At 42.8% G+C, this 17,898-nt stretch carries 20 protein-coding genes; all 20 read right to left on the bottom strand.

Annotated features, from left to right (window positions below; translation table 11 throughout):
* Positions 1 to 28: 28 nt before the first annotated feature.
* The 20 genes from rseP to fliM all read right to left on the bottom strand — a co-directional run bounded on the left by rseP (position 29) and on the right by fliM (position 17,889).
* Positions 29 to 1,264 (bottom strand): RIP metalloprotease RseP, encoded by a 1,236-nt coding sequence (gene rseP, locus BEP19_RS09035; RefSeq protein WP_120189529.1) that lies wholly within the window; start codon positions 1,262 to 1,264, stop codon positions 29 to 31.
* A gap of 33 nt (positions 1,265 to 1,297) precedes the next feature.
* Positions 1,298 to 2,437: a 1-deoxy-D-xylulose-5-phosphate reductoisomerase gene (locus BEP19_RS09030; protein WP_120189528.1), complete on the bottom strand. Its 1,140-nt coding sequence runs from the start codon at positions 2,435 to 2,437 to the stop codon at positions 1,298 to 1,300.
* An 88-nt stretch (positions 2,438 to 2,525) separates the two neighbouring features.
* Complete coding sequence (locus BEP19_RS09025) at positions 2,526 to 3,299, bottom strand: phosphatidate cytidylyltransferase (protein WP_120189527.1); 774 nt, start codon at positions 3,297 to 3,299, stop codon at positions 2,526 to 2,528.
* Positions 3,300 to 3,315: 16 nt separating this feature from the next.
* Complete coding sequence (locus BEP19_RS09020; RefSeq protein WP_120189977.1) at positions 3,316 to 4,077, bottom strand: undecaprenyl pyrophosphate synthase; 762 nt, start codon at positions 4,075 to 4,077, stop codon at positions 3,316 to 3,318.
* Between the two features lie 65 nt (positions 4,078 to 4,142).
* Complete coding sequence (gene frr, locus BEP19_RS09015) at positions 4,143 to 4,700, bottom strand: ribosome recycling factor (RefSeq protein WP_120189526.1); 558 nt, start codon at positions 4,698 to 4,700, stop codon at positions 4,143 to 4,145.
* Between the two features lie 5 nt (positions 4,701 to 4,705).
* The gene (pyrH, locus tag BEP19_RS09010) at positions 4,706 to 5,425 is read right to left on the bottom strand and encodes a UMP kinase (protein WP_120189525.1); all 720 of its coding nucleotides are present in this window, start codon (positions 5,423 to 5,425) and stop codon (positions 4,706 to 4,708) included.
* A 132-nt stretch (positions 5,426 to 5,557) separates the two neighbouring features.
* Entirely contained in the window at positions 5,558 to 6,442 is an 885-nt protein-coding gene (gene tsf / locus BEP19_RS09005) for a translation elongation factor Ts (RefSeq protein ID WP_120189524.1), read from the bottom strand.
* 131 nt (positions 6,443 to 6,573) lie between these two features.
* Positions 6,574 to 7,272, bottom strand: coding sequence for a 30S ribosomal protein S2 (gene rpsB, locus BEP19_RS09000; protein WP_120189523.1), 699 nt, complete (start codon positions 7,270 to 7,272; stop codon positions 6,574 to 6,576).
* Between the two features lie 164 nt (positions 7,273 to 7,436).
* Complete coding sequence (locus tag BEP19_RS08995; RefSeq protein ID WP_120189522.1) at positions 7,437 to 7,919, bottom strand: chemotaxis protein CheD; 483 nt, start codon at positions 7,917 to 7,919, stop codon at positions 7,437 to 7,439.
* Complete coding sequence (locus tag BEP19_RS08990; protein ID WP_120189521.1) at positions 7,906 to 8,535, bottom strand: chemotaxis protein CheC; 630 nt, start codon at positions 8,533 to 8,535, stop codon at positions 7,906 to 7,908. Before BEP19_RS08990 ends, BEP19_RS08995 begins: the two co-directional genes overlap by 14 nt.
* Entirely contained in the window at positions 8,532 to 9,020 is a 489-nt protein-coding gene (locus BEP19_RS08985) for a chemotaxis protein CheW (protein ID WP_120189976.1), read from the bottom strand. The genes BEP19_RS08990 and BEP19_RS08985 overlap by 4 nt, the downstream gene beginning before the upstream one ends.
* A gap of 32 nt (positions 9,021 to 9,052) precedes the next feature.
* Positions 9,053 to 11,116 (bottom strand): chemotaxis protein CheA, encoded by a 2,064-nt coding sequence (locus BEP19_RS08980; protein WP_120189520.1) that lies wholly within the window; start codon positions 11,114 to 11,116, stop codon positions 9,053 to 9,055.
* 31 nt (positions 11,117 to 11,147) lie between these two features.
* Positions 11,148 to 12,236: a protein-glutamate methylesterase/protein-glutamine glutaminase gene (locus BEP19_RS08975; RefSeq protein ID WP_120189519.1), complete on the bottom strand. Its 1,089-nt coding sequence runs from the start codon at positions 12,234 to 12,236 to the stop codon at positions 11,148 to 11,150.
* A gap of 24 nt (positions 12,237 to 12,260) precedes the next feature.
* A complete protein-coding gene (locus BEP19_RS08970; RefSeq protein ID WP_120189518.1) occupies positions 12,261 to 12,623 on the bottom strand; it encodes a response regulator in 363 nt (120 codons plus the stop codon).
* A 246-nt stretch (positions 12,624 to 12,869) separates the two neighbouring features.
* A complete protein-coding gene (gene fliS / locus BEP19_RS08965) occupies positions 12,870 to 13,253 on the bottom strand; it encodes a flagellar export chaperone FliS (RefSeq protein ID WP_120189517.1) in 384 nt (127 codons plus the stop codon).
* Positions 13,254 to 13,270: 17 nt separating this feature from the next.
* A complete protein-coding gene (fliT, locus tag BEP19_RS08960; RefSeq protein WP_120189516.1) occupies positions 13,271 to 13,618 on the bottom strand; it encodes a flagellar protein FliT in 348 nt (115 codons plus the stop codon).
* Positions 13,619 to 13,635: 17 nt separating this feature from the next.
* Positions 13,636 to 15,249 (bottom strand): flagellar hook-associated protein 2, encoded by a 1,614-nt coding sequence (locus BEP19_RS08955; protein WP_120189515.1) that lies wholly within the window; start codon positions 15,247 to 15,249, stop codon positions 13,636 to 13,638.
* 18 nt (positions 15,250 to 15,267) lie between these two features.
* Positions 15,268 to 15,618 carry a flagellar protein FlaG gene (locus BEP19_RS08950; protein WP_120189514.1) on the bottom strand — a complete coding sequence of 117 codons (351 nt, stop codon included), beginning with the start codon at positions 15,616 to 15,618 and terminating at the stop codon, positions 15,268 to 15,270.
* Positions 15,619 to 15,770: 152 nt separating this feature from the next.
* A complete protein-coding gene (fliY, locus tag BEP19_RS08945) occupies positions 15,771 to 16,904 on the bottom strand; it encodes a flagellar motor switch phosphatase FliY (RefSeq protein ID WP_120189513.1) in 1,134 nt (377 codons plus the stop codon).
* A complete protein-coding gene (fliM, locus tag BEP19_RS08940) occupies positions 16,897 to 17,889 on the bottom strand; it encodes a flagellar motor switch protein FliM (protein ID WP_120189512.1) in 993 nt (330 codons plus the stop codon). Before fliM ends, fliY begins: the two co-directional genes overlap by 8 nt.
* Positions 17,890 to 17,898: the final 9 nt, after the last annotated feature.

Raw genomic sequence — 17,898 nt, 5'->3', positions numbered from 1 at the left:
GCGCATTGAATCGCGTCAATTATTTTGTTTAAAAGAAAAATCTTTGAATGTCGTTCCAGGTGATGACTAAAATTAATAACATTAAAAAGGCAAAGCCAAGGAAGTGAACCATTCCTTCTTTTTGCGGATCGATCGGACGACCGCGCAATCCTTCTAACAATAGAAAAACCAATCTGCCTCCATCTAGCGCAGGTAGTGGCAGCAGGTTCACAATTCCTAAGTTAATACTGAGCAAGGCAGCCCATTGCAACAAGAATCCAACCCCTTGTTCCGCGGCTTCATACGTAAACTTGGAGATTCCGACCGGTCCAGAAAGCTCATCTAACGACACTTTACCCGTGAACAGCATACCAAGCCCTTTAAATAACATTGTAGAAAACTCCCACGTCGTGTCTCCAGCAAATTTCACAGATTTTGTTGGATCCTTACTAATCGGTTGGTAAACTCCTATCTTCCCGACATTCTCCATGTTATCTGTCGTTAAGGTAAGCGTTGCTTGTTCATGTTCACGTTCAATGATTAGCTCAAGCTCTTGATCTGGCGCTTGACTGACAATCGCCACGATCTCTTCCCACGAATGCATTTCTTTCCCATCAATGCTCAAAATACGATCACCTTGGGCAAGTCCAGCCGCCTGAGCAGGCCCATCTTCACTTAACTTTCCTAAGATCGGTTCGTTCGTTGGTGTCCCATAGGAAAGGCCCATAATTAACAGCAACACAAACGCTAAAATAAAGTTGGCCGCTGGACCGGCGAAAATCGCCGCTGCTCGTTGGCCAAGCGTTTTACTGCCAAATTGTCGATTCCAAGGGGCAATTTGAAATTCTTGTCCTTGATTAATTAAGTAAGCGGCTGGGTCAATCTTCCAGGTCTTATATTCGCCAGCCAAGTTTCCTTCTAAAATGAGTTCTTGCTCCAAATCAATCTTTTCAACCGTTACCACTTCAGCCTGTGGGTAAGACTGTAATTGATCAACGATGATTTTGCTGACTTTATCGCCTTCCACTATAATCCCGACTTCTTGTCCAGGGTTGATTTTTACAACTTCCGGATCTTCACCCGCCATTCTGACGAACCCGCCGATCGGTAACAAGCGAAGGGTGTAGGTGGTTTCACCCTTTTTTATCGAAAATAATTTAGGGCCCATCCCGATTGCGAATTCGCGGCATAAAATTCCTGCGCGTTTCGCTAATAATAAGTGTCCAAGCTCATGGAAGAAAACAAGGACGCCAAAAACAATAATAATCGCGATAACTTTGAACATAATAAACCACCTTTCCAATTGGAGATCAAAACATTAGACGCCGCTTGCTTCGTTTCGAGCCCATTGATCCACAGTTAAAATTTCTTCTAAAGACGGTTGCGCGCTTTTCACGTGTTTGGCTAGCACCGCTTCAATTCGACTTTCTATATCCAGAAAGGGAATTTCTCCATTTAAAAATCGCTCGACCATAATTTCATTCGCGGCATTCAAAACAGTCGGCATCGTTCCTCCTGCTCGCCCGCATTCGTAAGCAAGTTTCAACGCGGGATAGCGTTCGAAATCAACGGGTTCAAACTGCAACGAAAGTAGCTTGGAAAAATCTAATGGCGGCGTTTGTAACGTAACCCGCTTTGGAAAAGTTAATGCATATTGAATCGGAACGCGCATATCAGGCGTGCCTAATTGAGCGATCAGCGCGGAATCATGATATTCCACTAAAGAATGAATAATGCTTTCACGATGCAGCGCGCAATCAATTTGTTCGAACGTAAGCCCAAATAACCAATGCGCCTCGATCACTTCGAGTCCTTTGTTCATCATTGTAGCGGAATCAATCGTAATTTTCTCGCCCATTTTCCAATTGGGATGATTTAACGCTTGCTCAACCGTCACCTGCTTTAGATCATCTCTGGATAGGTCTCGGAAAGAACCGCCGGACGCAGTTAGGATGACACGCTTGACAGATGTTACATCTTCACCTTGTAAACATTGAAAAATAGCTGAATGTTCACTATCTACAGGAATAATCGTTACATTGTGCTCCTTGGCCTTGTCCATGACAATATGACCCGCTGTCACCAGCGTTTCTTTGTTCGCTAAACCAATTGTTTTACCCGCTTCAATGGCTTGTAGTGTCGGAAATAGACCTGCGCTGCCAACAATTGCTGAGAGTACAAAGTTACATTCAGGGTGTATAGCCACTTCACAAGCCCCTTCTTGGCCGTATAGCACTGTCACGTCCGATGGGCAGTTGAGCTTTATCCGATCCGCTAACTCCTTCGTTGCTACGGAAACAATCAGCGGCTTGTGCTCCCGAATCTGCTCTAATAACTCTTCCCAATTATTACTCGCCGCTAAACCTACAACACGAAATAAATCTGGATGTTCCCGAACAACGTCAAGCGTCTGTTTCCCGATAGATCCAGTTGATCCGAGGATCGAAATATGCTTCAACTTTTGTAAACTCCCTTCTATCTATAGCATCCCAGCGTTTGCAATCGACAAAACAATACCTAACAATTACATCGTAGGCTTTGATTTATTAGATTAACGTGAAAAGATAGAGCACCGGGAAAACAAAGATTAGACTATCGAAACGGTCCAAGATCCCCCCATGCCCCGGTAAGATTCTTCCAGAATCTTTTACATCCAATGCCCGTTTCACAGCCGATTCAACCAAATCTCCCAACTGTCCGCTTATCGCCACAGTTAACGCAATTAAGATGGCATGGAAAAAAGTTGCTCCGCCAACGAACAAATTGACCACCGCCACAAAAACAATCGCAAAAACAATACCGCCTAACGAACCTTCAATCGTTTTATTCGGACTAATCGCTGGCCAAAGCTTATGTTTTCCAATTGCTTTACCAACAAAATATGCGGCAGAATCGGTTGTCCAAACGGCAATTAAGATCGTTAATGTAATAGCGAATCCTTCCGTTAGCAACCTGGTCTCCATCATTAAATGAAAAGATGTTCCTAAATAAAGGGAGCCCAACAAGATGTAAGCCACTTCATGAATGGAGCTCTTGTTTTTTGTCATGACGGGAACGAGTAGAAGGAGCAGCACCTCCAACAGGACCGCTTCGATTGTCGGTCCACCGTAGAAACGGGTTGGTAAAAAATAATAGATCGTAAATATAAAACCTATGATAGAAGATATGTCCCAAATATGTATGCTATTCATACGTAACCATTCATAAAAGCCTAAAAAAACGATGAAAAAAAGGAGGACTCCGTAAGCCGTTCCTCCAAGATAAAGGAGGGAAAGGAATCCAATTCCCCCTATCGCCCCCGTTATAATTCTTTTTGTCAATGCGCTTCACTCACCCTTAGAGAGCACCGTAACGGCGGTTTCGGTGTTGATATTCGGATATTGCTTTATAAAATTCCTCTTTGGAGAAATCAGGCCATAACACCTCACAGAAAAACATTTCGGCATAGGCTAACTGCCATAACATGAAGTTGCTTAACCGCAACTCGCCGCTTGTTCGGATCAACAAATCAGGATCAGGCATACCAGCTGTATACAGAAAACGGTTTAGAGCTTGTGCTGTGATGTCCTCAGGATTCAAATTCCCTGATTGCGCTTCACTGGCAATTTGTTGAATTGCATGCAATAATTCATCGCGACTACCGTAATTTAGCGCAAAATTTAAAATAAGCCCTGTATTTTCCTTTGTTCTTTCTTGCGCCTGATAAACAGCGTCTAATGTGTCATTCGGCAATTGCTCTTGTTTTCCCAACATTCGCACCTGCACGTTTTGTTCAATCAATTCTTCCAATTCAGTTAACAGGTATTCTTGCGGAAGACGCATTAAAAATTCCACTTCATCCTTGGGTCTTTTCCAATTTTCCGTTGAGAAAGCGTACAACGTTAAATATTTGACTCCGAGATCACTCGCGGCTCTTGTGATTTCCCGCACGGTTCGCATGCCCGCCCGATGTCCAGCGACCCGCGGCAGGCCTCGTTTTCTTGCCCAACGTCCATTCCCATCCATAATAATCGCAATATGGCTCGGAATCTTATCAAGATCAAGCGGAAACGACTCGCTTTCTTGACCTTGGATCCATTTGCTAAACCTGTTTAACATAAGTTTTCCCCCAAAAAAAGGCAATATACATATGCCCCCAAACGGGGGCATATTGCGCTTCTAAGCTATACTTCCATAATCTCTTTTTCTTTATCTTGGACAATTTGATCCACCTGGGAAATAAACGAATCGGTCGTCTTTTGTACTTGTTCTTGCGTGCGTTTCAGATCATCTTCAGAGAGTTCTCCGTCTCTTTCCAGCTTTTTAAAGGAATCGTTAACGTCGCGACGCACATTTCGCACCGCAACCTTCGCTTCTTCGCCTTCTTTTTTCACCAATCTTACTAAATCCGTTCTTCTCTCCTCTGTTAACGCTGGGATGCTCAAACGAATGATATTTCCATCGTTGGAAGGCGTCAAACCAAGATCGGATTTTTGAATCGCCCTTTCGATCTCGCTCAACTGGGTTTTATCCCATGGTTGGATCGTAATCATACGTGGCTCAGGAACGGACACATTCGCCATTTGCGTCACAGGTGTAGGTGTCCCATAATAGTCGACTTGCACTTTATCCAATAGAGCTGGAGTTGCTCTGCCGGCGCGTAAGGAAGCTAAGTCTCTTCTTAACGTATCGATTGATTTACTCATACGATCTTCTGCGTCTTTTATTATATTTTGCGGCATATCCATTACCCCTTTACTATCGTACCTATTTTTTCACCCATAATTGCCCTCTTAATATTGCCTTCTTCCATTATCGAGAATACAACGAGTGGAATATGATTGTCCATACATAAAGACGATGCGGTTGAATCCATTACGCCTAATCCTTGGTTCAGAACATCCAAAAAGGACAGATTATCGTATTTTATAGCATCTGGGTTTATAGAAGGATCTGAATTATAGACGCCATCAACTTTGTTTTTTGCCATCAAAATGACTTCCGCCTCGATTTCAGCGGCTCGTAACGCGGCAGTTGTATCCGTGGAGAAATATGGATTGCCCGTGCCCGCGGCAAAGATGACGACGCGGTCTTTCTCCAAGTGGCGAATCGCTTTCCTGCGGATATACGGTTCAGCTACTTGTCGCATTTCAATGGAGGTTTGAACACGAGTCGGCACACCCGTTTTTTCCAACCCATCTTGTAAAGCCATACTATTCATTACAGTTGCTAGCATCCCCATGTAGTCAGCTGTTGCTCGATCAATCCCTTTGGCGCTGCCGGCAATGCCCCGCCATATATTTCCGCCGCCTACAACGATTGCAACCTGTACCCCTAATTTTACAATTTCCTTGATCTGTTCCGCAATAGAAGAAATAACGGATGCTTCAATTCCATACCCCATATCTCCTGCTAAAGCTTCGCCGCTTAATTTTAAAACAACCCTTTTATAGGCCGGTTGAGGCATTCTTCACCCTCCGTTTCTAATGTTCTATATGTATGCAAGCTTAGGTCTCAATACATCTATTTTAACTGATTCATCCATTAGCCAAAGCGTAATTGATAAAAAGGGGAACACTTTGTGTTCCCCTCTTCTCCTTTAGTCTTTCTTCGTTTGGGCCAATACTTCTTCAGCGAAGTTTTCTTCACGTTTTTCTAGCCCTTCTCCTACTTCATAACGGACAAAGGAAACGATTGACGCGCCTTGCTCGCTTAATAATTTCCCAACCTTTTTATCAGGGTCCTTAATAAAGGCTTGATCGTTTACACAAATATCTTCAAAGAACTTTCCGAGTCGTCCTTCTACCATCTTTTCAACGATGTTAGCTGATTTCCCTTCGTTTAACGCCTGTGTTTTCAGGAATTCTCTTTCCTTCTCAACCTCTTCCGCGCTTACTTGATCGCGAGAAACGTAACGAGGTTTTGCAGCGGCAATATGCATAGCCATATCTCTAGCTAGCCCTTCGTCTGTCGAACCATCTACAGCGACAATAACTGCGATACTTCCGCCCATATGTACGTAGCTTCCACAAACACCAGATTCAGGCTTTTCTAAGATTGCAAAACGTCGTAGGTCAATTCTTTCACCGATTTGCGCTACTTTTGCATTTAAGTATTCTTGTAACGTTGCGCTATCCCCAATTGGAGCGGCTAATGCAGCCTCAACATCAGCAGGACGCGTTTCAACTAAATGAGTCGCAATTTCCTTTGTTAAAGCTTGGAAACCTTCATTTTTCGCAACGAAATCGGTTTCGGAGTTAATTTCAACTGCAATGGCGTAGTCCCCGCTCACTTCAACAACAGCAAGTCCTTCCGCAGCAATTCGATCCGATTTCTTTGCAGCTTGAGCCATTCCTTTTTCACGAAGAATCTCTGCTGCGCGATCCATATCCCCCTCAGCATCTTGTAATGCCCTCTTACAATCCATCATTCCAGCGCCTGTTTTTTCACGTAACTCTTTTACCATACTGGCAGTTATAGACATAAAGATCCTCCTTCATCATATGTATTATTTTAAAGTGTAAAATCGATTGTACGCCTCGCTAAAGGCATGTGCTGAAATTCAGTTAAAAAAGGGTGGCAAGGGTTTTATCACCCTTAGGCCACCCTTAGAGATTACGCGGTTGTTTGTTCACCTTGATTTCCTTCGATAATGGCATCCGCAACTTTCGCCGTCAATAGTTTGACCGCTCGAATCGCGTCATCATTACCTGGAATTACATAATCAATTTCGTCTGGATCACAGTTTGTATCTACAATCGCGATGATCGGAATACCTAATTTCCGAGCTTCTGCAACAGCGATCCGCTCTTTGCGAGGGTCGATGATAAATACAGCGTCAGGAAGCGCGCGCATATGCTTGATTCCGCCTAAGAATTTTTCAAGGCGATCTTGCTCTTTGTTAAGTAGAACAACTTCTTTCTTAGGAAGAACATCGAATGTTCCGTCTGTACCCCAAGATTCCAATTCATGTAAACGATTGATACGCTTTTGAATCGTCGAGAAGTTCGTTAACGTTCCGCCCAACCAACGTTGGTTAATGTAAAACATATCGCAGCGTTCCGCTTCGTCCTTTACTGATTCTTGCGCTTGTTTCTTCGTTCCAACAAACAGAATCTTACCGCCGTTTGCCGCTGTTTCGCGAATGAAGTTATAAGCCTCTTCCACTTTCTTAACTGTCTTCTGTAAATCAATAATGTAAATACCGTTTCGCTCAGTGAAGATATATTTAGCCATCTTTGGATTCCAACGTCGAGTTTGGTGTCCAAAATGAACCCCAGCCTCAAGCAATTGTTTCATCGAGATTACTGCCATCTTCACAACACCTCCTTCATGGTTTTATGTTCCTCCGCTAAACATCCACTTCAACTAAGACTATTTCAGTTCAAAATAGCACCCTTACTTGAATCTGTTTAGCGTGTGTATTTTCACACTGTTGTTAAATATACCATATGTATTTTAGGATTGCAACTAAGCGGTTAAATCAGCTTTACGCCACGATTAAAGGATTTAACCTCTAATTTCCCTGTCATACAATCCATTTCCAAGGTGCGCCCCCAATTGCCCCCAGTATCTTCCGCATGCAATGGAATTCCAGCATTTTTTAACGCTTGTTTACAGGCCTCGACATTACGCGGACCAATTCGCATAATATCACTCGCTCCAGCAAATGGAAACATCTGGGCTCCGCCCGCAATTTTAGCAATTAAGCGTCGCCGATCTACACCCATCCTAACCAAACGGTCAATCAAAACGGGAATAGCCGTATCCGCAAACTTGGCGGGGTTCAATCCTTCTTTGACTAAACTGGCGGATGGCAACATAATGTGGGCCATCCCGCCGATTTTTGCAACATGATCATATAACGTGATCCCAACACACGATCCGAGACCGATCGTTCTAATTTTATCCGGCGAGCGAGCGACGTTCAAATCAGCCATGCCGACTTTAACTACATTCATCAAAAGGTACTCCTAGAGAGGTAAAAACTTTTTCGATTGAATGAGGGTCAGGCATAAAAAAGAAATGTCCCTCCAAAGCTTTTTGACCATCAAGAAATGACGTATCGATCGCAATCGCAAAGTCACTCGTTTGACTTAATTCAATCAAACCAATACTTAAGATTGCCCCAGCCATATCAACGGCTAAAGACGGAACTGACGGTTGCGCGTTCAATTGGGTCAAATCAACCAAGGCGCTCAAATAGGAACCGATTAAAATATTACCGATTTCATTCAGCGCTGAAATTTCCATTTCAGAAAACTTATTTTCGACTGGAGATGAAGCTAATAACGTTTCTAACAACTGTTTTGCTAGGTCATCGCTTAAGGTGAAAAACATACTCCCTTTCAAATCGCCAATCACCCGCAAATATACGGTTACAACGACGGCCTCAGGACCCCCAGCCAAATTTGCCACTTCATTAAAATCCAAGATTCGCGCCGTCGGCGCCATCATTTCAATCGGCTTGCCCGTCAACTGGGCAAGGGCCGTCGTCGCGTGCCCCGAACCAATGTTTCCAATTTCCCTTAACACATCTAACTGCAATTCCCCAAATATATTTTTTGTCCTTTTCATGTGCCCAGACCTTCTCCTTCGAAAATCTGTTCGATCTCTTCCGTATTCAATACCCGATCCAAATCAAGCAAAACCAATAATTGATCTGACAATTTGGCGATACCGCGAAGAAACTTCATATCGACTCCCGCGGCCATCATTTGGGGCGGGGGCTCAATTGCTTCCAACGGAATATCAACGACATCGCTTGCAGCATCAACGATCGCCCCAACTTCATACCCATTTACAATTAGTAAGATGATACGCGAATCATCTGTCAATGGTTGCTCGTCAAGCATCAAACGCTCCTTAAGATCAATGACTGGAATGACGGCTCCCCGCAAATGAATGACTCCTTTTACAAAACTTGGAACGCGCGGCACTTTTGTAATCTCTACGACACGTTCAATTGACCTGACCTGACTTACATCCACTCCAAATTGATTTTCAAACAATTGAAAAACGATGACTTTCATTTGTTGCGTTGCCTGTTCCTCCTGTCCTATCACGTTTTTTCCCCCTTCACTAAATCAATCGATTATCGAATCAATTGATTACAATCAATGATCAGAGCCACTTGTCCGTTGCCAAGTATCGTTGCTCCAGAAATAGCAAACACATTTGGCAAGTATTTTCCGAGCGATTTTAAAACAATATCCTGCTGACCAATGAACGAATCAATGATCAAACCCGCCATTTTTTCCCCTTTACGAATAATGAGCACAGACACCTCTTCTTGAAGAGAGACGTCTTGATTCGGGAGTTGGAAAATCTCTTTCAAATTAATGAGTGGAACGATTTTCCCGCGGAAATCAATAACTTCGCGTTGTTGAACACTCATAATTTGATCCCGACTAAACACGGCTGTTTCCATAATTGAACTCAACGGCACAGCATATACTTCATGCTCAACTTGGACCAGCATCGATGAAATGATCGACAACGTTAATGGGAGTTGAATGAGGAAACGTGTCCCTACACCAGGTGTTGAATCAACGGAAATAGTCCCGCCTAACGCTTCAATTCCCGTTTTAACAACATCAAGGCCAACGCCGCGTCCCGACACGCCAGAAATTTGTTCTGCTGTGCTAAAACCAGAATTAAACAACAGTTCATGTACTTGCTTGTCAGTTAATGATCCAACTTGCTGCTCGGTAATCAAATTTTGCTCGAGCGCCTTTTTAAGAACGCCTTCTCGTCCGATTCCTTTCCCATTGTCCTCTACTTCAATCATCACGTGATTGCCGCTGTAATAGGCGCGCAGAAAAATAGTTCCCGTTTCTGATTTGCCCGCTTCAAGTCGCTGCTTAGGATTCTCAATGCCATGATCGGCCGAATTTCTCAACAGGTGAACAAGCGGATCGCCAATTTCATCAATCAACGTGCGGTCTAATTCCGTATCGGCACCTTCGATCACAAGTTCAATCTTTTTGTCTAGTTCCCGCGTTAAATCACGGATCATGCGCGGAAACCGATTAAAGACAGAATCCAACGGAATCATGCGAATCGTTAAGATCGTGTTTTGTAAGTCGCCTGAAATACGATTCATATGCTCGACTGTTTCGAGTAAACCGTTGTGACGTAATTCTCGGGCGATTTGCTCCAGGCGGCCACGATCAATGACAAGTTCACTAAATAAGTTCATCAAAATATCCAGTTTTTCAATATCAACTCGAATCGTCTGATGAAAACTTGATGTTTTAGTTCTCGTTTCTTTTTTAGGGACCTGCGCCGTTTCCTTCGTCGCTTGTACAGCTTCTTCCAATGGATTTACATCAGGCGTCGCAACATCTATTTCATTAGAAGTGGAATACAAAAATTGGTGAGGGTCGAGCTGCTTGATTGTTACTGAGTCGACTTCAGCAACTTCAAGCACAACTTTTTCTAAATCTTCGTTTTGTTTATCCGTAATGAGCACAATGTCGAATAGCCGATCCATCTTCTCTTGTTCAAGTTCTTCCACAGGGGGAACACATTTGATGATTTCTCCGTGCGCTTCTAAGCCACTATAAACAATGTAAGCACGCGCTGCCTTCATGACACAATCAATTGAAATGGCGGTGCGAACCCAAAATACAGTAAAGCCACTTTCCATTGATTGTCTAATAACCGTTAATTCAAATTCATCAAAGGTCCAATCAAGCTCTTCATCTTGCAATAGATTTACTTCGGAGACATCAGTAGAACCTACAGGAGGAAGTGCGGATGAGGCAGCAACCTCCTTCCCAGACAAAATTCTTTTTAACCCGCTTACAACGGAACTGACGTCTAAACGACCATCACCCTGATTTGAAATCGAGTGGACCATTTCTTCCAAGTAATCGACACATTGAAAAAGAATGTCCATCATTTCTGGACTAACCGACATTTTCCCATTGCGCACTTCGTCCAAAACATTTTCCATCTCATGGGTCAAGCTTGCCATATCCTCATAACCCATCGTTGCGGACATTCCTTTTAATGTATGCGCCGAACGAAAGATCTCCCGAACCATGCCTTCATTTTTAGGTTCTGTTTCAAGAGAAAGCAAGTGTTCATTTAGCGCCTGTAAATGCTCCCTCGATTCTTCAATAAACAGATTCAGGTACTGATTCATTTCCATACCCCGTTTCCTCCCCATTGATACGCAGTCATCATTCAGTTCTGTTTATCAATTTTTTCGTTAAATACGGTCCTATCTCATGAATCGGCAAAATGCGGTCAATATTGCCTGAATGGATCGCGGCCCGCGGCATTCCAAAAATAACACAAGAACTTTCAGCCTCGGCAATCGCTTCCCGACATCCGCTTTGTTTCATCAATTCCAGGCCTTTCGTGCCATCACTACCCATACCGGTTAAAATGATCGCGATTTTACTTGGATGATTCAGTTTTGAAACCGATTCAAAGAGCTTATCGACGGATGGTCGATGACTACCAACTGGATCATCTTGATTCAACTCAATTTGCCATCCCCCTCGATGGCGAGCGCGTATCTCCATATGGTAATCCCCCGGCGCAATATAAGCATAGCCAGCCTGCGCAACGACTCCTTGCTCAGCTTCCCGCACTTGGAGTTCACAAACGTCATTAAGACGACGAGCCAGTGACTTTGTAAATCTAGCCGGCATGTGCTGAACGATAAAAAGAGCTGCTGGAAAATCTTCCGGCAGCTCCTCAAGTAAACATTTCAACGCATTCGGTCCGCCGGTGGAAACTCCAATCACGATCAAGTGCGGCGCGCTCGTTGTAGCCGTTTGCAACAAACCGCGCGGTTCCCGCTGGTTCAAAACGTTGATCTTCGTTTGATCCCTTTTTAAAACAGCCATTATCCGTTTGGGGTTTGCTTGCGCAGCCGATTTAACTTTTTCAATGATCTGTTCTTTTACCTTATGTATATCTAGCGAGATAGCTCCGCTTGGTTTAGAAATAAAGTCAATCGCGCCTAACTCCAACGCTTGAACTGTCGCATCGGCGCCTTGTTGCGTTAAACTACTAATCATGACAATTGGCAATGGATTGTTTTCCATCAAAAAGCGCAACGCTTCGATTCCGTCCATTTTTGGCATTTCTATATCCATTGTCACAACATCAGGCTTTATTTCCGCTACCTTCGCGATCGCATCCTGACCGTTTCTTGCTGTCCCAACAACTTCGATCCCTGCATCTGTTGATAGAATCTCGGATAACACTTTTCTCATAAAGGCGGAATCATCGACGACCAATACTTTTGTCTTCCTCATTCTATCAACATCTCCAATCTAGATTTAAGTTAGTATTTTACGAATGGCCTCCAGCACGCGGTCCGCTTGAAATGGTTTTACAATGAAATCTTTGGCCCCCGCCTGAATCGCGTCAATGACCATCGCTTGCTGTCCCATTGCGGAACACATAATAATTTTTGCATCTGGATTGATCTTGCGTATTTCTTTCACAGCCGTAATTCCATCCATCTCCGGCATCGTAATGTCCATTGTTACTAGATCGGGAGTGTATTCCTTATATTTCTCAATGGCTTGAATGCCGTCTCCCGCCTCGGCAACAACAGTAAAACCATTTTTAGTTAAAATTTCCTTGATCATCATTCTCATAAAAGCAGCATCGTCGACGACTAAAACCTTGTGTGACATACCTTCCCTCCATCATGCTATTAATATATTTTGAATCATCTATAAATGAATCTAGATCAATTAGGAGAGCCAATTCATTTTATGTGTGTATAAAGTCTCTAATTATATAAATAATAGAGCAATATGTACGAAAAGACAATGAACTTCTATTAATTCCTATTTCTTTTTAAAAGCGAAAAGGCCAGCACAACGGTGTTGGCCTTAAATGGTCAACTATTTCCAGTAACTTGATGAAGGTTCAAGATTTTATGGTTGCTTGGCTAATTTAATTGCTTGCGCCCAAGTTTCTCTCAATTCCGCAGCCATTCCCTCTACTTCAGCTAGTTTATCCAGATCTTTCTTTAGATTCACTTCGATGAGTGACTGCTTCATATAATCATAGAGAGGCATCAGTTGCTTCGAGATATCATACTCCATGTTTAACGTAATCATCAGTTCCGTAATAATGTCCTGAGCGCGTATTATAAAAGAATGAGAGGCCTCAATTTGCTTCGCCTCGATTGACTGCTTAGCCTGTTTTATATTCCTGACAAGTCCATTATAAAGCATGAGGGTTAATTCACCGGGCGACGCTGTCTGAACCTGGTTTCTCTGGTATGTTTCGCGCGCCTTTGTTGATGATGATAACATCTGCCTAACACCTCTCCTTATCCCCGTTTATCATAAAAAGCTCCATCTGTCATTGTATACATTTGTTCGTATTGACTTCGTAACTTTTTCGCGCCATTCAGCGAGCTAATTTGTTCCTGGGCATCTTGCTTTAACTTCTCCATCTTGCTGATCAAATCCGCTTCCAGCACGAGTATATTGTGAATAATTTGCTTTGTTTTCTCATTAAATTCCGTCGTCCCTGTGGCATTGATCTCCTGTATTTTCTCAATCAACTCTTCTCGTTTATTGACGAACGTGACAATTTCCTCAGGGTCAGATGAAGAAACGGCTAAAAAGGTTGTCTTATAATATTGTTGAAAAAGCTCTTCTTTCTCTTGTAACATAGTTATTCACCAACCCTTTACATTCCACCGAATTGCTGCATTAACCAACCACTTTGTGAATTGGCCTGTTGAATGGCCTTCTCCATCGCGGTAAACTGTTTCCAGTATCGACTCTCAACTAAAGATAATCGCCGTTCAAAATCACTAATTTGATCATTGATCCGTCCAATGCTTTTGCCCAAGACGCTATTATCTACCTTCGAGGTTGAACCTGCCTTTGCGGTCAACTCTTTCATTGACTCGTTCAGTTGATTATAAATTCTGTAGCCGATTCCACTTTCCTCATGTTTTTTTCGATTGTTTAGCGTTGTGCCGTCCTCTTTAGAAGATTGAGCGAAGAATGCTTTCACATCGTCTAAATTATTGGTGATCGCTTCCTTCAACTTATTTTCATCCAGCACCAGCTTGCCATTTTCGAAATAATCATCGCTCGTCGTGATTCCAAATTGACTTAACGACAACTTTTTCTCAACTTCTCCATCCTCTCCCATCACAGAAACGGATGTATATAGGCTTGTTCGCATACTTGTAAGCACATTAGAAATAAGGGGATCGCTGCGGAGTAAGCCGCTTTTTGCTTTTTCTTCCCACAATTCGATTTCTTTTTCTTTCATATCTTCTTTTTGCTCTGCTAACAAGGGCGGGAAATCTCTATATTTTTTTTCGCTTAATTTGCCATTTAAGCTCTCAATCACTTCATTATATTTATCGACAAAACCTTTGATGTCATTGAAAATAGCGTCGGTATCGGTTTGTTTGTTGATCGTGATCGGACCGTCACTCGCGCTTTTTAAATTAATTCGCATTCCATCGTAGGTAAAGGTGTTAGTTTTTGTTTCAATCGTCATCCCGTTGATAGTGATGATCCCAGCAGATCCAGCGTTTCCACTGTTTACGGAACCACCTAAACCTTCCTCCAGGTTAAAATTATGCGAAGGTTCACCCTCAAAAGGTATCGTCATCTTTCCGTCCACTATTCCTAGCGGATTCTCCCCTTGTTCACCAGTATAATCAATGTCACTTACAATAATGTTAGAATCCTTTCCGGATTCAGTTGAAGTCAAAACAATTCTTTTTCCTTCGTCCCCTTCAGAAAGAAAAGCGGTAACACCCGTCTTATTGGATTGGGCGTTAATTTTAGAGATGACTGTATTAATCGTATCCGTTTTCAATACTTTAATTGTATCTTCCTTGATCGAACCATCTTTATTTTTTTCGCCATTGCTCAACTTGAAGCTAAATTCCTCTTTTAATTCCATATTTGAATTTTCTATATTAATTTTATTAAACTTCACCGATGCGGGTTGGGCGGGTTCTGCAAGCTTATTAACCGTTATCGTATAATTTTCCAAACTTGGATTTCCCACTCTACTAACATCAACTGCAGATGTATTCGATGAACTTACTTTCGATTGATTAAACGAGCCGCTTAATCGCAATTTCTCCATTGAGCTGCGCAAATCTAGCAACTTATTATTCGCTTCCCGATACGCTTCTTGCTGCCATTCCTGCCATTGTTTTTGTTGTAACATTTTATTTAACGGCATGCGTTCAGCGGACATTAAATTTTTAATAATATTCTCTGTGTCTAATCCGGAGGCGAGTCCACTAAAACGGACTTGACTGATCACTGTTTAGCACCGCCCTTTCTATACTTTTCTATCGAAAATGAGGCCCAACGCTTTACCCATTTCCGTAACCATATCGAGTATTTTTTTGGAGGGGATCTCTTTGATGACTTCATCATTTTCATCAATAATTTGTACATAATACTTGCCAAGTTCTTCGTGATAAGTAAATTGAATATGCGTATGCGCCGATTCAAACATTTTATTTAATCCTTCAACTGCCCTAGCCATGTCTTTCTCTGTCGCAGGCTGTTTTGCAACCATATCTTGCTCGCGATCAGCTTGCTTTTCTTCTTTCGATCGCTCTTTTGAATCAGGTTGATCCAACGGTAATTGTCTATTCGTCACAGGGGAAACACGATTGATTTCCATCAGCGAAACCTCCTATTCGTTACCAACTATTCTACTGTGTTTTATCGGCAACTTATCGGATTTTGTTTAACTGAATGAGCGCGCAGCAGCAAGATAATTTATTTTAGCAGAGATTAAAAAACGCCCTTCTAAAAATAAAGGGCAAATGATTATTAATCTTTTAGACGATCGGCGGAATTTAAGATTTCGGTTAGGCGCACAGCAAAATTTTCACCTAGTACAACCACTTCACCTTTTGCAATCAATTTATTATTAACGAGAACGTCGACAGGCTCTCCAGCCAATCGCTCTAATTCAACTATGGATCCATTATGCAGTCCTAAAATATCGTTGATCTTCTTTTTCGATCTGCCTAATTCTACTGATACTTGTAATTTAATATCCATCAGCAGATTTAAGTTTCCCTCATGAACGGCGGATAGATCAAGTTCCGTAAACGAGGGAAAAGAAACAGGGGTCACCTGCTTTTGAGCTGCTTCACTCGCTGGAGCGCTAGGTTCGTCTGTTTCGATAGGAAATTCAACAGGTTCAGATGCTTCCGTTTCAACTTCCGCGACGGAAGACGCCGTGTCAACAACAGGTTCCTCAGTCATTTGCGTTTGTGGCTCACCTAGTAAACTTCCGACCATTTCTTTTGCAAAAGAAAGAGGGATTAATTGAATCATATTTGAGTCAACAAGCTCGCCTATTTTTAAGCGAAACGAAACCCCGATAATGATATCCTCCGAAAAATACGGCAGCTCCCCTTCTGCTGCATCCAAAACACGGATCGCGGGCGGCGTAATATTGACAAGCCGATCAAATAGCGTTGACATGGATGTTGCTGCAGATCCCATCATTTGGTTCATCGCTTCTTGCACAGCGCTAAGATGCAACTCGGATAATTCCTCTTCCTGCGGTCGACCCGTCCCGCCCATCATCAAATCCGCAATAATTTTAGCATCCTGATCCTGCAACACAAACAGATTCATCCCTAAAAAACCATCTGTATAATCGACATGAATACCGACGTGTGGAGTCGGAAACAAATCCTTAAATTCACTTTGGTGAACTGTATGTACTTTTGGGGTAGTTATATCAACATCTTGTCCAAGCAAAATCGACAGACTTGTCGCCGCGTTACCTAGTGAGATATTCCCGATCTCACCTAGAGCGTCCTGCTCCATTAGAGTTAGCCACTGATCAATCTCGTCCGTCTGACTTTCTTGTTCCGTCTCCTCGTTGTCAAGTCCCCCACTCAACAACGCATTTATTTCATCTTGCGACAAAATATGATTGTCACTCATCCTTATCCACCCCTTCACTGAATGCCCGCTCAATCCGAATGGCCAATCGACCTTTTCTCTCGCCAGGGTACCCTTGAAATTTCACCTCGGGGCCCACCTTGAGATTTAACATACTGTCAACTGGCTGATCCAATTGAATCACATCACCTGCCTCCAGATTTAAAAAGTCCTGAATGCTAATCCGAGTGGCGCCTAACTCAGCAACAAGCGGTAATTCAACCCGTTGCATTGAGTCTTTTAGACCTTCGCCTTCCTGCTCCGTTTTTTCTCGTCGATTCATCGAAAATAACTGTTGAGTTGTCAACTTCGGTATAATCGGTTCCAGCACGACATATGGTAAACAGAAGTTTAATAATCCTGAAGTCTCACCGATTTCCACACTGAATGAGATGACGATGACCGTCTCATTTGGCGGAACAATTTGCACAAATTGCGGGTTCGTTTCTAATTCTAGTAATTGAGGATCAACTTCCATCAAGTCCTGCCAAGATTCGTGAAACAGGTCCAAAATTCGGCTATTCATTCGTTCTAATACAGACACTTCGATTTCAGTCAATCCATTGCTCAATTCCATATCGGTAGGTGATCCCGATCCGCCGAATAGTCGATCTAAGATCGCATAAGTAATGTAGGGACTCATCTCCATTAACATCAGACCCTGGATCCCTTTGCCTTCAAACGTTGACAGAACCGTCTTCTCAGGAATAGACCGCATAAATTCTTCATATGAAAGTTGATCAACGGATGCGACGCTCACCCTAGCAAATGTCCGCAATTGCGCAGAAAAAAAACTCGTTAATAAGCGCGCGTAACCTTCATGAAGTCGGACCAAATTTCGAATTTGGTCCTTCGAAAAGCGAACGGCCCGCTTGAAGTCATATATTTTTATCTTTTTTGGCTCCTCGAGCTCGGGTTCCTTTAAATCGCCCGTCGATATGGCTGTCAACAAAGCATCTATTTCATGTTGCGACAAAACATCAGCCATCTATCCTCA

Source organism: Ammoniphilus oxalaticus (assembly GCF_003609605.1).
Taxonomy (GTDB): Bacteria; Bacillota; Bacilli; order Aneurinibacillales; family RAOX-1; genus Ammoniphilus; species Ammoniphilus oxalaticus.
This window is presented reverse-complemented; position numbering and strand designations above follow the sequence as displayed.

Coding starts and splice junctions, on each gene's coding strand:
- BEP19_RS08990 (WP_120189521.1), bottom strand. CDS start 8,535: ATGAAAAGGACAAAAAATATATTTGGGGAATTGCAGTTAGATGTGTTA.
- tsf (WP_120189524.1), bottom strand. CDS start 6,442: ATGTCTATAACTGCCAGTATGGTAAAAGAGTTACGTGAAAAAACAGGC.
- BEP19_RS08975 (WP_120189519.1), bottom strand. CDS start 12,236: ATGAGGAAGACAAAAGTATTGGTCGTCGATGATTCCGCCTTTATGAGA.
- BEP19_RS08950 (WP_120189514.1), bottom strand. CDS start 15,618: ATGGAAATCAATCGTGTTTCCCCTGTGACGAATAGACAATTACCGTTG.
- rseP (WP_120189529.1), bottom strand. CDS start 1,264: ATGTTCAAAGTTATCGCGATTATTATTGTTTTTGGCGTCCTTGTTTTC.
- frr (WP_120189526.1), bottom strand. CDS start 4,700: ATGCCGCAAAATATAATAAAAGACGCAGAAGATCGTATGAGTAAATCA.
- pyrH (WP_120189525.1), bottom strand. CDS start 5,425: ATGCCTCAACCGGCCTATAAAAGGGTTGTTTTAAAATTAAGCGGCGAA.
- BEP19_RS08980 (WP_120189520.1), bottom strand. CDS start 11,116: ATGGAAATGAATCAGTACCTGAATCTGTTTATTGAAGAATCGAGGGAG.
- fliY (WP_120189513.1), bottom strand. CDS start 16,904: ATGAGTGACAATCATATTTTGTCGCAAGATGAAATAAATGCGTTGTTG.
- fliT (WP_120189516.1), bottom strand. CDS start 13,618: ATGTTACAAGAGAAAGAAGAGCTTTTTCAACAATATTATAAGACAACC.
- BEP19_RS08995 (WP_120189522.1), bottom strand. CDS start 7,919: ATGAATGTAGTTAAAGTCGGCATGGCTGATTTGAACGTCGCTCGCTCG.
- fliM (WP_120189512.1), bottom strand. CDS start 17,889: ATGGCTGATGTTTTGTCGCAACATGAAATAGATGCTTTGTTGACAGCC.
- BEP19_RS08970 (WP_120189518.1), bottom strand. CDS start 12,623: ATGTCACACAAGGTTTTAGTCGTCGACGATGCTGCTTTTATGAGAATG.
- fliS (WP_120189517.1), bottom strand. CDS start 13,253: ATGTTATCATCATCAACAAAGGCGCGCGAAACATACCAGAGAAACCAG.
- BEP19_RS09020 (WP_120189977.1), bottom strand. CDS start 4,077: ATGTTAAACAGGTTTAGCAAATGGATCCAAGGTCAAGAAAGCGAGTCG.
- rpsB (WP_120189523.1), bottom strand. CDS start 7,272: ATGGCAGTAATCTCGATGAAACAATTGCTTGAGGCTGGGGTTCATTTT.